Source organism: Streptomyces sp. NBC_00271, from assembly GCF_036178845.1.
Taxonomy (GTDB): Bacteria; Actinomycetota; Actinomycetes; order Streptomycetales; family Streptomycetaceae; genus Streptomyces.
Genome location: NZ_CP108070.1, coordinates 367506 through 380339 on the forward strand (window position 1 = coordinate 367506; position 12834 = coordinate 380339).

The 12834-nt window shown below is 69.8% G+C and carries 12 protein-coding genes and 3 pseudogenes; 10 read left to right on the plus strand and 5 right to left on the minus strand.

Going from position 1 to position 12834, the window contains the following annotated elements:
* Positions 1–17 precede the first annotated feature (17 nt).
* The 3 genes from OG798_RS01905 (at position 18) to OG798_RS01915 (ending at position 2217) form a co-directional block, all read left to right on the plus strand.
* A complete protein-coding gene (locus OG798_RS01905; RefSeq protein ID WP_328756017.1) occupies positions 18–452 on the plus strand; it encodes a hypothetical protein in 435 nt (144 codons plus the stop codon).
* Positions 453–1168: 716 nt separating this feature from the next.
* Positions 1169–1435, plus strand: coding sequence for a hypothetical protein (locus OG798_RS01910; RefSeq protein ID WP_328756018.1), 267 nt, complete (start codon positions 1169–1171; stop codon positions 1433–1435).
* Positions 1436–1929: 494 nt separating this feature from the next.
* On the plus strand, positions 1930–2217 hold the full coding sequence (locus OG798_RS01915) for a 2Fe-2S iron-sulfur cluster-binding protein (RefSeq protein WP_328756019.1): 288 nt from the start codon (positions 1930–1932) through the stop codon (positions 2215–2217).
* Between the two features lie 307 nt (positions 2218–2524).
* On the opposite strand, the gene OG798_RS01920 is transcribed toward OG798_RS01915, so the two are convergent.
* Complete coding sequence (locus OG798_RS01920; RefSeq protein ID WP_121418712.1) at positions 2525–3604, minus strand: fatty acid desaturase family protein; 1080 nt, start codon at positions 3602–3604, stop codon at positions 2525–2527.
* A 524-nt stretch (positions 3605–4128) separates the two neighbouring features.
* Here OG798_RS01920 and OG798_RS01925 point away from each other — a divergent pair.
* Entirely contained in the window at positions 4129–4464 is a 336-nt protein-coding gene (locus tag OG798_RS01925) for a hypothetical protein (RefSeq protein ID WP_147474270.1), read from the plus strand.
* 420 nt (positions 4465–4884) lie between these two features.
* On the opposite strand, the gene OG798_RS01930 is transcribed toward OG798_RS01925, so the two are convergent.
* Positions 4885–5754, minus strand: coding sequence for a UbiA family prenyltransferase (locus tag OG798_RS01930; protein ID WP_328756021.1), 870 nt, complete (start codon positions 5752–5754; stop codon positions 4885–4887).
* A gap of 149 nt (positions 5755–5903) precedes the next feature.
* Between OG798_RS01930 and OG798_RS01935 the strand changes: the two genes are divergently transcribed.
* Genes OG798_RS01935 through OG798_RS01945 form a run of 3 tightly spaced genes read left to right on the plus strand, consistent with a single transcriptional unit; the run spans position 5904 to position 8541 of the window.
* Positions 5904–6971, plus strand: coding sequence for a type III polyketide synthase (locus tag OG798_RS01935; RefSeq protein WP_328756022.1), 1068 nt, complete (start codon positions 5904–5906; stop codon positions 6969–6971).
* Between the two features lie 26 nt (positions 6972–6997).
* On the plus strand, positions 6998–7531 hold the full coding sequence (locus tag OG798_RS01940; protein WP_328756024.1) for an isoprenylcysteine carboxyl methyltransferase family protein: 534 nt from the start codon (positions 6998–7000) through the stop codon (positions 7529–7531).
* On the plus strand, positions 7528–8541 hold the full coding sequence (locus OG798_RS01945) for an NAD(P)/FAD-dependent oxidoreductase (RefSeq protein WP_121418021.1): 1014 nt from the start codon (positions 7528–7530) through the stop codon (positions 8539–8541). The genes OG798_RS01940 and OG798_RS01945 overlap by 4 nt, the downstream gene beginning before the upstream one ends.
* Here the strand turns inward: OG798_RS01945 and OG798_RS01950 are convergent.
* On the minus strand, positions 8526–8912 hold the full coding sequence (locus tag OG798_RS01950) for a hypothetical protein (protein ID WP_121418020.1): 387 nt from the start codon (positions 8910–8912) through the stop codon (positions 8526–8528). The genes OG798_RS01945 and OG798_RS01950 overlap by 16 nt on opposite strands.
* Before the next feature lie 248 nt (positions 8913–9160).
* Between OG798_RS01950 and OG798_RS01955 the strand changes: the two genes are divergently transcribed.
* Positions 9161–10273 (plus strand): PP2C family protein-serine/threonine phosphatase, encoded by a 1113-nt coding sequence (locus tag OG798_RS01955; RefSeq protein ID WP_328756025.1) that lies wholly within the window; start codon positions 9161–9163, stop codon positions 10271–10273.
* A gap of 417 nt (positions 10274–10690) precedes the next feature.
* On the opposite strand, the pseudogene OG798_RS56350 reads toward OG798_RS01955, so the two are convergent.
* Positions 10691–10930, minus strand: a pseudogene (locus OG798_RS56350) (transposase family protein); the annotation flags it as partial.
* Between the two features lie 110 nt (positions 10931–11040).
* A pseudogene (locus tag OG798_RS56355) lies at positions 11041–11307 on the minus strand (transposase family protein); the annotation flags it as partial.
* 163 nt (positions 11308–11470) lie between these two features.
* Here OG798_RS56355 and OG798_RS56360 point away from each other — a divergent pair.
* Both OG798_RS56360 and OG798_RS01965 read left to right on the plus strand, forming a co-directional pair.
* Positions 11471–11914 (plus strand): DUF3995 domain-containing protein, encoded by a 444-nt coding sequence (locus OG798_RS56360; RefSeq protein WP_353962277.1) that lies wholly within the window; start codon positions 11471–11473, stop codon positions 11912–11914.
* Between the two features lie 553 nt (positions 11915–12467).
* A pseudogene (locus tag OG798_RS01965) lies at positions 12468–12651 on the plus strand (Hsp20/alpha crystallin family protein); the annotation flags it as partial.
* Between the last annotated feature and the right edge of the window lie 183 nt (positions 12652–12834).

Sequence of the window (12834 nt, forward strand, 5' to 3'; positions counted from 1 at the left end):
CAGGGAAGTAGCAGGTGATGTCGTACAACGCCGAACACGCACGGCACTCCCAGACCGGGGGCCCGGATCCGGTGGAGCGCGCACCCGAGGCACCTCGCACCGAACCCGCTCATGCCCCGCGTGAGCCCGGTACCAGCGCCGGCAGCCCCGATCGGAGGCGCAGCCCGGAACTGGTCACGCAGGGCAAGCGGAACAAGCTCACCCTGCGACTCCAACAGGCCCTCAACACCTTCGTCGACAACCCACGCCAGGCAGTGGAAGAGGCCGACACCGTCTTCGACGATGCCGCCACCCAGTTCACCAACACCCTCGCAGAACGGCGCCGCGTCCTGCGCGAAAGCTGGCAGGACCAGGACACCGACACGCAGACCGAGGAACTGCGGCTCGCGCTCAGGCAATACCGGGAGATCACCGAACGGCTGCTGCAGATGTCAGCGCCTGCCAGCCAGTGACAGCGTCTTCCCCGCAGGAAACACAGCCGCCGCAGGAAGCCGGTACGTGGACCACACCGGCGGAATGCGGCGGCTGTGTTCTGAAACAGTCGCTGTACTAACCACGTGATGATCATGGTCAGCAACAGGCTCCGCACCTCCTCGGGCATCGAGCACAGCTCCCTCGCCGGCTCCACCAACGCTTTCACCATCTGCTCCCTCGCGGGGGCGGCGAGCGCGCCGGGGTCCCTGGGCTCGTCCCGCGCGGCGAGCCGCAGCCGACGGGGGCCGTATGTGGGCCGATACGTGCACTGGCACGACGTGCAGTCAGACGCGATTCGGCCATTGTGCGCCGGACGGGTGCGGCATTCGTACGCCTTGCTTCCGAGGTACCCCCGCGTGGGCCGGGCGGGCTCGCTCGTGTCGTGCGGCGCGGGAGGCGGGAGGGACGCGTGGCCTGGCGGAAACTGGTTCCGCGTCCGCCGCGGGCGGTGTCGTTGTGGTTCTCTGGCGGGACGCCGACTGCGGCACGCCGCCCAGGGGCCGACGTAACCGACGTGCTCGGCCCCCGCGTGTATGCACTGTGGTGAGAGCCGGTTCTGCGCACACGGGCCCTCCCGTCGACGCCGTCGGCCGTCTCCGGAACGACCGCCGACGTCTTCGCCGCTCTCGCCCGTCTCGCCGACCGGGGCAGCGGCAGTGCACTGGCCACGGCGGGCCGGCTTGCCGGCGCCCTCGTGAGCCCTCTCGCGACTCCCCTCGCGCCGGACGACTACCTCGGCCTGATCGACCCGCTGCTGTCCGCCCGCCATCCCGCGGGCCGGGTGGTCGCCGTGCGGCCGGAGTGCGCCGGGGCCGCCACGCTGGAGATCCGTCCCGGGAGCGGCTGGGCGGGACACCGGGCCGGTCAGTACCTGCCGGTGGGGGTGGAGATCGACGGCGTACGGCACTGGCGTACGTACTCGATCACCTCACCCCCGAGGCACCGGGCCGGACGCTGCTGATCACGGTCAAGGAGGATCCCGGCGGCCGGGCCTCCCCGCACCTGGTGTACCGCACCCGTCCCACAACGGTGCTCCGACTCGGCCCCGCGCAGGGCGAGTTCACGCTGCCGGACGATCCGCTGCCGCCGCGGATCCTAATGGTGACGGCGGGCAGCGACATCACCCCGATGGCGGGGATGCTGCGCACCCTCGCGCGCCGCCACTTCCCCGGGCCGCCCCCGACGTCGTACTCCTGCACAGCGCACCCGGCCCGGACGAGTTCCTCTTCCGCGCCGAACTGGCCGACTTGGCGGCCCGGCTGCCCTGGCTGAGCGTCGAGACCCGTACACCCGTACGGCCGGTCGGCTGGTCCCGGAGCACATCAGTGTGCTCTGCCCGGACTGGTACGACCGCGAGACCTGGGCCTGCGGTCCGGGGGGCTGCTCGACGCACTGCAGCGGCACTGGGCCGCGGCCGGGGCCGACGAGCGGCTGCGCGTGGAGCGATTCCGGCCGATGCCCGTGCTGTCTGCGGACACCGACGCGCCGGGCGGCCGGGTCCGGTTCGAGCGCAGCGGCATCGAGGCCGACGCGTCCGCGTCCGTGCCCCTGCTGGAGACCGGGGAGGCCGCGGGTGTGGCGATGCCGTACGGGTGCCGCCGGGGGATCTGTTTCGGCTGTCTCGTCCCGCTGGTACACGGCCGCGTCCGCGATCTGCGGACCGGCGAACTGCACGGTGAACCGGGCGAGTTGATCCAGACCTGCGTCAATGGCGCGGCAGGCCCGCTCACCCTCGCTCTCTAGGCCCCTCCACCCTGGCCGTGTCGCTGCTGCCGCCCGCCTGGCCTGCGCTCCCCATCAGGCGCACACGTCAGAACCTCTTTGCGCGGCTGTCCGAACACGGCCGACGGGGCGCGGGCACCCGCCAAGAGGAGAGTCCCGAGATCGAAGTCGCCGGCTCGCCCCCTGCCAGCACCCTGCGCCGCACGCGACCTGTCCGGTCCTCGTCCGCGAGGTCCAGTCAAAGCCCAAGCCCTTCGGCCATGCCCTGGCTGGTCAGTTGTACCAATGAGTCCACGGGTTGGGCGGATTCTCCGCACACGGCTCGGCCTTACCTCGCGGCAAGTCCACCAACAGGAAGAGCGAAGCGCAGAATACGGCCCCACGTGGAGCCGTACTGCCGCCACAACGGGCCGGTGACGTACGGGATGCCGTACCTCTCGCAGAGTTCGCGCACCTGCGGGGCGATCTCTGCGTAGCGGTTGCTGGGCAGATCCGGGAAGGCATGGTGCTCGATCTGGTGACCGAGGTTGCCACTGAGGACGTGGAAGAGGGGGCCGCCCTCGATATTGGCGGAGCCCTGGATCTGGCGCAGGTACCACTCGCCGCGGGTCTCGCCCTCGATGTGCTCCTCGGTGAAGGTCTGGACGTCGCCGGGGAAATGGCCGCAGAAGATGATGGTGTGGGTCCACAGGTTGCGCACCGTGTTGGCGGTGAGGTTCCCGAGCAGACAGGGCAGCGCGGACGGGCCCGCGAGCAACGGGAAGATCACATAGTCCTTGGCGAGCTGACGGGTGGCCTTGGCAAGAAACCCGCTCACGTCGTCCAGGAAGGAACGCCACGGCTTGCGGCCGGCGGCGACGACATCGGGTTCCAGGTCGTACAGCGCAATGCCCCACTCGAAGAGTGGCGCGAGCAGGAAGTTGTAGAGCGGCTGGGCGAGATGGCGCGGGCGCCAGCTCTGGTCGGCGCTCATCCGGAAGACGACGTATCCGAGGTCGCGGTCGCGGTCCACGACATTGGTCCAGGTGTGGTGCAGATGGTTGTGGGTGTGCTTCCAGGCCGCGGCGGGCGTGAGGAAATCCCACTCCCAGGTCGTGGAGTGGATGGCCGGGTCACCCATCCAGTCCCACTGGCCGTGCAGGATGTTGTGGCCCAGCTCCATGTTCTCCAGGATCTTGGCGAGGGAGAGCATGGCGGCGCCCGCCGCCCAGGCGGGCGGGAGCAGCGAGATGGCGAGCGCGATCCGGCCTCCCGCTTCCAGACTCCGCTGGGTGGCGATCACGGCACGGATGTAACGGGCGTCGTCGGCGCCGCGGGTGGCGATGATCCCGGAGCGGATTCGGTCGAGTTCCTTGCCGAACTCCTCGGCGAGGGTGGCTTCGGTGAGCGCGGGAGCGGTAGCAGTCACAGGGGACTCCTTGCGGGGCTGGGCGTCGAGGGTCGGCGGTCCGGATGTCGCCGAGACGCAGGTCTGGGTCAGTTGGCCGGCCAGGTCGTGCAGTTCGCCGGTATGCAGGTCGCATGCGCGCCTGTACGCCCGTGGGGTGAGGCAGCCGACACAGATGGCGCGTCGGCAGTTGTACGGCGTCACCACACCCGTCGACTCGCCTGCGAGAGGCGGCGTCAGGCGGAGATGTTCTGTGTGGAGCCGGTTCGCAAAAACATGCGCCTGGCGTTGGTCAACGGCCTCCGGCCGGCGCTCACCATGGTCGGTCGCCGACTGGCGGAACGGTCGCGTCACGGTTTGTTCGATGCCCTGACATCGAACTGGGCCACGCACATCGTCGCCATCAAGCCAGCGCCGACGTTTTCCAGCGGCCAAGCCCGCTCTCGCCAAACGCAGGATCACGAAGGCGCTGTCGAGACCTGTGTGCACCACGCGCCTCCCCGGAACAGAGCAACTGAGCTGCTGCCGGGGGCTCGGGCGTCACCATGCAGCGTAATGCCACCCCGGCCGAGCGAACAGTGCGCCCGCGGCCAACCTCCAGAGGGAGAGGGGCCGACCAGGTCGTCGTCGCGCCGCTCGACCGGCAATCGCACGATCGTGCACTGTTCCTCTCGCGCGACCTCGCGCACGTCGCTGCGGAGGAGGGCGCCCATGCCGGCAACCCATGTCACCATCTGCTGTTCCAGCGTTGGCCACTCCCCGATGTGATGGACGCGCCTCTGTTCGTCGAGCTGGGCGATCGGCTCGGCCCTCAACGTTCTTCCGTGCTCGGCGAGGCCCGGCAGAAGGACGGGCCGGGATCCCTCCCTTCTCGGCCGTGAGTACGCAGAGAACCGGTGCCCTTCATGGAATGGCTGACCAGACTGGCGCATCCCAGGCCGGGCCTTCGCACTCTGTTCGCCGACGAGGCCGCCCACCGAGGGCCGGACCGGCTCGTCACTGCTCAATGAGCGGCGGCGTCGGAACTGCGCGCGGCGCCACCGCTGGACGGCGCGGACGACGCCGAAGCCCTGGGACTGGAGCCGGGGCTGTGACGCCGGCTGGAACCAGAACTGGTGTCCGGCGCCGCGCTCGCGTCCCGCGAGACAGAGCTGCCCGTCCGCGGCGCCGCGCCACTGGACGCACCCGGGATGGGTGTCCGGCTGTCGGCGGAGTTGACGGCAACCGCAGCAAAGGGCGGGAAACGCCCTCTTCCGCTCGCGGGTTTCGTACGGTGAGAGCCGGTCGGCGAGGCAGAACGGTCAGGCGATCCCGGTGCCGCGCAGCAGCAACAACGCCACGTCCACCACCGCCACGGCGACCGCTGCCGCGAACGCCGTCCGCTCCCAGCGGCGTCCCAGCACCGTCCCCGCCACCGCGACCAGGCCGGCCACCGCGAGCGCCGCCGCTCCCCATCTGCCGGGTGGTCCGGCGGGCCCCAGCGCCAGAACAGCGGACGCGGTCACCAGCGGAACCGGCAGCAGCAGCCGCGCGCCGTCCTGGCCAAGCCGGTGCGGAAATCCCCGTACGCCCGTCGCCAGATCCCCGCGGATATCCGGCAGCACATCACCCAGATGGGCTCCGACCCCCAGTAGCGCGCCAGAGGTGACAACCCACCAGGCCGGCCACGGCTGCCCCGGCAGCCCCAGCGCCACGAACGCCGGGAGCGCGGCGAAACCCACCGCGTACGGCGCCCAGGACCATGCAGTCGCCTTGATCCGCAGGTCGTACGCCCACGCCGCCGCCACCCCGGCCAGGTGAACGACGCCCGCCCACAGGCCACAGGCGAGCGACAACGGCACGCACAGCGCCAGGGCGGCATACGCCGCCACCCACACCTCCGTCACACCCACCGCGCCGTCGACGACGGGTTTGCCACGGCGGCCGGCGGCGATGTCCCGGCGCGCATCGAACGCGTCGTTGCACCAGCCGACGGACAACTGCCCGGTCAGAACTGCGGCTGTGGTCAGGACGCAACGTGCGGCGCCCTGTCCGGCGGACGCGGCCAGCGCGGCGATCAAGGCGGTGACCGCCACGACAGGCCCAGGGTGGCACGACCCGGCCAGGCCGCCCACCCGGCCGGCCCAACTCGCGGCCGCGCCGACGGTCGTCGACTGCTCAGGAGTGCCCACCCGGCCGATCGTAGGCGCCCCGGCCCCCACCCGGCTGGAGCACGCACCCCTGGGCTAACGGCCGGACGGGCGATCCGTGGTGTCGAGGCCCGGGTCCGGGGAACACGTCCAGAGCAACGCACTCCAATCGATAGCCGGACGGGAACCATATGACGCGGATCGCCGCCGTTCACGGTGCCCTCGCACCGCACCGTCGCACCCAGTCCGAGATCACCGACATGGTGGCCCGCATCTGTCTGCCCGAGGGCACCGACCGCCGGGTCCTGGACCGGCTGCACCGCAGCGCGAAGGTCGGCTCGCGCCACATGACGCTGCCGCTGGAACGGTACGAGGAACTGGACGGATTCGGCGCCGCCAACGACGTCTTCATCGCCGCCGCCACCGACCTGGGCGCCAAGGCAGTGAGAGCCGCACTGCACATGGCCGGTCTGTCCGCCGCCGACGTGGACCTGCTGATCTTCACGTCCGTCACCGGCATCGCCGCCCCCTCGATCGACGCACGGCTGGCAGGCCGCCTCGGTCTGCGGCCGGACGTCAAACGGCTGCCCCTGTTCGGCCTGGGCTGCGCCGGCGGCGCAGCCGGACTGGCCCGTATGCACGACTACCTGCTGGGCCGGCCCGACCACGTGGCGGTACTGCTGTCCGTCGAACTGTGCTCGCTCACCTTCCAGCGCAACGACGCCTCCATGGCCAACCTGGTCGCCACCGGACTGTTCGGCGACGGCGCCGCCGCGGTCGTCGCGTGCGGCGCGAACCGCCCGGGCCGCCCTGACGAGACCGCCGGCCCGACGATCGTGGACACCCGCAGCCATCTGTATCCGGACACCGGGCGCGTCATGGGCTGGGACGTCAGGAGCTCCGGCTTCCAGGTCGTCCTCGACCCACAGGTCCCCGATGTCGTACGCCGTTACCTCGCCGATGACGTCGAGGGGTTCCTCGGCGACCACGGCCTGAAGCCGAAGGACGTAACTGCCTGGGTGTGCCACCCGGGTGGCCCCAAGGTCCTGGAGGCCGTCACCGAAGCCCTCGACCTGCCCGCCGACGCGCTCGAGGTGACCTGGCGTCACCTGGCCGACGTGGGCAACCTGTCCTCGTCATCGGTGCTCCACGTACTGCGCGACACCCTGGCCGAACACCGGCCGCCGCCGGGCACCCCGGGTGTACTGCTGGCGATGGGGCCCGGGTTCGCCTGCGAACTCGTCCTGCTGCGCTGGTAGTCGAACCCTCGAAGGACACAGGACACATGATCTGGTACGGACTGCTGATGGCCGCCGTCGCCGTCGAGCGCGTCGCCGAACTCGTCGTCGCCCGCCGCAACGAGCGGTGGAGCACCGCCCGCGGCGCGATCGTGACCGGGCAAGGCCACTACCCGGCGATGGTCGCCCTTCACACCGGCCTGCTGGTCGGCTGCCCGGCCGAGGTGTGGCTGGCCGACCGGCCCTTCGTACCCGCCCTGGCCTGGCCCATGCTGGCCGCGCTGGCAGGCGCCCAGGCGTTGCGGTGGTGGTGCGTCGGGACCCTGGGACCCCGTTGGAACACCCGGGTGATGGTCGTACCCGGCCTGCCGCTGGTGACGAGCGGCCCCTACCGTCTGCTGCGGCATCCGAATTATGTGGCCGTCGTCGCCGAGGGTGCGGCCCTGCCACTCGTCCACACCGCCTGGGTCACCGCAGCCGTGTTCACGGCACTCAACGCTGCCCTGCTCACCGTGCGCATCCGCTGCGAGAACCGTGCGCTGGCCACAGCTACCGCCCCGACCACGCCCGCACCGGCGTGATCGACGTACTCGTGGCCGGCGGCGGGCCGGCCGGTCTGACCGCCGCCATCCACGCCGCGCTCGCCGGCCTGGAGGCCGTCATCGTCGAACCCCGGACCGCGCCCGTCGACAAGGCCTGCGGAGAAGGCGTCATGCCGGGCGGTGTCGCCGCGCTGCGAGCCCTGGGCGTCGAGGTCACCGGCCGCGAACTGCGCGGCATCCGCTACGTGGACGGCGCCTCCCGCGCCGAAGCGTCTTTCCGCGGCCGGAGCGGGCTGGGGATCCGCCGTACAACGCTGCACTCCGCACTGCACCAGCGCGCTCTCAGCCTCGGCGTGCGGATGCTGACGGGCAAGGTCGGCGAGGTGCACCAGAGCCCGGACACGGTCACCGCCGCCGGAATCACGGCCCGTTGGCTGATCGCCGCCGACGGCCTGCACTCCCCCGTGCGCCGCAGCCTGAGTCTGGAACTGCCGGGCCGCCCCCACGGCCGCTACGGACTGCGCCGGCACTACCGCGTCGAGCCGTGGACTGACTTCGTGGAGGTCCACTGGTCCCGGCACGGCGAGGCCTATGTGACACCGGTCGGCGACGACCTGGTGGGCGTCGCGGTCCTCAGCCGCAGCCGTCGCGGGTACGACGAGCACCTGGCCGGCTTCCCGGCCCTCACCGCGTCGCTGCCCGGCCCGGCCGCGACGGAGGTACGCGGCGCCGGACCACTGCTCCAGCGGGTGCGGCGCAGAGTCGCCGGCCGTGTCCTGCTCGTCGGCGACGCCGCGGGCTACCTCGATGCCCTCACCGGCGAGGGCATCGCCCTCGCGCTGGCGACGGCCGGGGCTGCCGTCCGCTGCCTGGCCGCCGGGCGACCGGACGCGTACGAGCGGGCCTGGGTCCAGTTGACCCGGCGCCACCGGCTGCTGACCGGAGCTCTGCTGGCCGCGAGCCGCCGTCCTGGCACCGCCCGCCTCATCGTGCCCGCAGCGTCTCGGATGCCCCCGGTGTTCTCAGCCGCGGTTCACGCACTGCAGTAGTGGCCTGGCCCTGTGCACGCCGAAAGTGAACGAAGCCAACCGTCTTCTCTCTGTGCTCTGTGCTGGTAGAGGTGGGTCACCACACCAGGGGGTCGAGTAATCTCTCGGGTCTCGTCGAGCTTGCTGATGTTGCGGCGGCTCAGCATCCACCGTTGCCGGGCCTGCTCGCCGCCGTCGAACTCGTCCACGGCGGGCGGACGGGCGGCGGCCCAGTCGCAGAACCGTTCGCCCTTGGCCCCTGTCCCCGCCGACAAACGCTGCCACACCTCACGCGGGGCCTGAGTGGTGAGATGGTCGATGCGCGGGCTGTTCACCTGCTGCGATCTGGGGACGGCAGCAACGTAGGAGAGCTGCGGGTCGACGATCAGCATCGTAGCCTCACTAACGGGGTATCGGCCTCGGCCCAATCCGCCTGACGGGTTGTGACATGCCACTGATGGCGTAATGGGGGTGCCGCGCTGTCGCCCGGGGTAACTCTGTGTTGCGCCGGATGACGGGCACAGCCCGTGGGTGCACCCGTCGCGCGAGTGGATCTTTGAGTGGATCCGGCCGAGAGGAACCGGGGATGGCTGAAGGATCTGCAGTGCTGCCCGGACTGCTTGCTGCGGCGGAGGCTCGGATGCCTGTCGAGTCGGCCGAGGTGGTCGCCTGCGAGCTGGCTAGGAGCCTGGACGCCCGAACCGTGTCCTTCTTGATCACCGACTTCACCGGCAACGCCGTTGTGCGTCTGAGCAACGCCGACGCCGGCGAGGACCGGGAGCACATCGGGTTGCCCGGCACCGTCTATGAGCAAGTCCTACGCGACCAGCGGGTGTTCGTGCGAGAGGGGCACCCTGGCGGGCAGGTTCAGATCGTGGCTCCGGTGACCAACCGGGGGGATGCCATCGGGCTTCTCGAGGTCTTCCTCCCTCAGGCCCCCACATCCGCAGCTGTGCAGGCGATCGTGGAATCGGCCCATGCTCTGGCCTACATCCTCATCGCCAACCGCCGCTTCACCGACTTGTACCAGTGGGGCCGACGCACCCTCCCCGCAGTCCTGGCCGCTGAGATCCAGAACACTCTCCTCCCCGACTGCCTCACCTGTGAGGCACCGCAGTTCACGGTCTCCGGCGAGCTGATCCCAGCCGAAACGGTCGCCGGCGACACCTTCGACCACTCCCTCGACCGCCACACCCTGCACGTGTCCATCACCGACGCCATGGGCCACGACGTCCGGGCCGCCCTTCTGGCCACCCTGTTTGTCGGCGCTCTGCGCATGGCTCGTCGCAGTGGCGCTGACTTGGCCGAACAAGCCCGACAAGCCCATCAGGCCCTGCTCGACCACGGCACATACGGCTCCTTGGTCACCGGCCAGCTCTTGCGCATCGATCTGCGGACGGGATGTGTCGGTCTCATCAACGCCGGCCACCCATGGCCCTGGCTCCTGCGCGAGGGACATCTCCACCGCATCACTCCCGAGATCGATCCGCCCTTCGGCGCTCCCCTGCCGCACCCACACCGCGTCCAGTCCCGCCAACTGCAACCGGGAGACCGCCTCATCCTGGTCACTGATGGCATGCTCGAACGCAACGCCATCGCCGAGGAACTTCCCGCCCTGATCGAGGGCACCCGCGACCTGCACCCTCGCGACACCGTTCACGTGCTGACGCAGGCCGTCCTGCGCGCCCAACAAGGTGTCCTGCACGACGACGCCACCGTGGTCTGCCTGGACTGGCGAGGCACCCGGGACTAACGAGGTTGTGAGCGATTGAGGTCGGGGCAAGTCGTCCTGATGGTTCGGTTGGGGGCGATCAGCAGGCGGCCGGGCTGGCGGGGACGAGTTCGGCGCTCGTTTGTCGCCTCGTGGGCCGGGCGGCGGCGCGGTCGGAGACCAAGCCGGCGAACGCACGGTGGGTCTGGGCGTAATGTTCGTGGCGGCCGACGTACCGCTGCAGGGGGCGCCACTGTTTGTGCTCAGCGTTGGCGTGCTCCACGCAGATACGGCGGGAGGACTGCCGTCGGCGTGCCTCGCGCCAGGCGTGTCTCTCGCCATCCGGGCGTGGTCCTTCGGCTTCCTCGGTGGGGCGCTGACCTGCTCGGGGAACTCGTTGGCCAGGCCCCGGTAGCCCTCGTCGACTTCGGCCTTCACACCTGGGCGGAGGCGGAACTGCTCCGCGATGCCCTCGGTGCGCATCGCGGTCTGGTCGTGCATGCGGCCGGGCCAGTCGGCTCCGGACCACAGGGTGCGGCCCTGTCCGTCGCTGATCGTGGTGGTCTTGATGGTGTTCTGCTTCTTCTTCCCGGAGATGAAGGCCGTCCGTCCCCGACGGTGGGCTTGTGGTCGGCGGACCTGGGTCTCGGTGCCGTCGATCCGTAAGGTCGCGGCCTCCGCCTCGGCGTAGGCGAACACGTCCGCCAGGGTGTGCAGCCGGATGCCAGGGGGGCACGGACAGCGAAGCGTCGCTGGGCCAGCAGGGGGCGGATCTCCCCGATCGCTCGCGTGATGGTGGAGCGCTCCATGCCGTACAGCTCGGCGAGGGCGGCGTGCGGAAGCTGAAGCCGCAGATAGACCAGCGTGACCACGACCTGGTCGGTGAAGAGCAGTTCATGCTTCGGCCCGGCTCCGGCCTGTCGCTTTCGCTTTCTGCCGCGCCGGTGGTGCAGCGCGGACTCGCAGCTTGCGGTCCAAGGACCGGCCAACTCCTCGATCAGATCGGCGAGATGGGCGCGAAGGATCCCGGTGAAGGCAGGATGGGACAAGGCCGCACGGGCCCACTTCAAGGTCACGCTCAAAGAACTCGTGCGGCCGTCCCCACGTCATGGCTTGGGCCCTGAAGTCTCGTAAATCGCAGTAGCAGAGAGAATGAGCCGAAGTCGATGAGGGGTGAGGCGTGTGTCGCTGAGGACGGAATCGGCCTGGCGGTGGGGGTACGTCGCGTGTGTGTGGGCGGTGATCTTTGCCGGATCACACTTTTACTGGGCCGTCGGCGGCGATGTGGGGTTAAGCGTGTCCGCTGGACGGCAGCTCGCCGACGCACGCCCGCTCTGGTTCGTACTGGTGGGTCTGTGGGGCGTGGGGGCTCTCTGCCTGGTCGGCGCCTTGCTGGCATGGCTGCTCGCTCAGTCACGTCCCCCTTCCAAGCCAGCGAGGCGCATCCTGAGGTATTTGGGTTGGGGGGTCAGCTGCATCCTGCTGACGAGAGGCATTGTCGTTGAGTTCTTGCTGCTGACAGACGTGACGCACCTGGATACCAGCGTGAGTGCAAGGCAACGGTTTTGGACCCTGGCGCTCTGGAACCCCTGGTTCATCGCAGGTGGGCTGGCCTTTGGAATGTCCGCGGTTGAAGCCCGCAGGCGCGATCGCTCTTCGTTGCTTCGGAGCGATCCGCGCTGACGCACGGCGTGCTCGCGCTGAAGCCGGACAACGCGCAAGGGCGACACGCGCCTATCGCTCACAACCTCGTAAGAAGCCGGGCCGAGAAGGTAGAGGAGTTCAGTGGCTTGGTCAGATCGCTTGAGCAGCCATCGGGGAGCGGGTTGCGGCGGAGATGAGAATTTCGCGGGGTACCCCCGCTGCGGTGGCGAAGGCGCGGCCCACCGGGTAGGCGTGGGCGACGGCTGGGAGATTTCCGCGGCGACCGCTGAGTACCACGTCGATGGAGCCCGTGATGCTGTGCGATTCCGTGGTTCGGTCCAACCGCCGAAGTGTTTGGCGGGCGACTGCCTCCGCGCTGTCGTACAGGGTGGTGCCAGTGGGCAGACTCTGCAGAATCTCAATTTGCTTCCAGAGTGGTTCCGTCGGCCATGACGGCAGTACAGGCACAGGTCTCCCCGGTGATCACAGAGCGTCGCAACTCCGTGATCGCCAAGACCTGAGCCTGCCTTGCTACCGGGCTACCACCACCGTGCCTATCTGCGCGGCCTCAAGGCAGCTTCGTTTGGATCCCCCCTCGGCAATGCCGAGGGATGACTACCGTGAAGGCAAGGAGAACGTGATCGCCCACGCCCGGCCGGTGTCGCAAAGGCGCGCTCGACTTCGATGTCGAGCGCAACATGCTCACCGTCAACGTCGAGCGCCGCCCGGCCGTGAAGGCCAACGACGTACAGACGGAGCTCTCCGAGCGGTCTCTTCACCAAGCTCCCGTCCGGATACACGCTGCTGTTTCGGCCGCGCCGAACTCCCCCAGGCCTCCCGACCGTTGCGGGCTGGGAACAGGCGGGACAGCTGCAGTGGCTGATGACGCGGTGGGAACGTGAAGGGGCTCCGGCGATGACATCGTCGGAGCTCTGCCTTCGCGCTGCTGTTGCCCGGTC

Coding starts and splice junctions, on each gene's coding strand:
- OG798_RS01940 (WP_328756024.1), top strand. CDS start 6,998: ATGATCTGGTACGGACTGCTGATGGCCGCCGTCGCCGTCGAGCGCGTC.
- OG798_RS01915 (WP_328756019.1), top strand. CDS start 1,930: ATGCCCGTGCTGTCTGCGGACACCGACGCGCCGGGCGGCCGGGTCCGG.
- OG798_RS01925 (WP_147474270.1), top strand. CDS start 4,129: ATGCAGCGTAATGCCACCCCGGCCGAGCGAACAGTGCGCCCGCGGCCA.
- OG798_RS01950 (WP_121418020.1), bottom strand. CDS start 8,912: ATGCTGATCGTCGACCCGCAGCTCTCCTACGTTGCTGCCGTCCCCAGA.
- OG798_RS01905 (WP_328756017.1), top strand. CDS start 18: ATGTCGTACAACGCCGAACACGCACGGCACTCCCAGACCGGGGGCCCG.
- OG798_RS01955 (WP_328756025.1), top strand. CDS start 9,161: ATGCCTGTCGAGTCGGCCGAGGTGGTCGCCTGCGAGCTGGCTAGGAGC.
- OG798_RS01935 (WP_328756022.1), top strand. CDS start 5,904: ATGACGCGGATCGCCGCCGTTCACGGTGCCCTCGCACCGCACCGTCGC.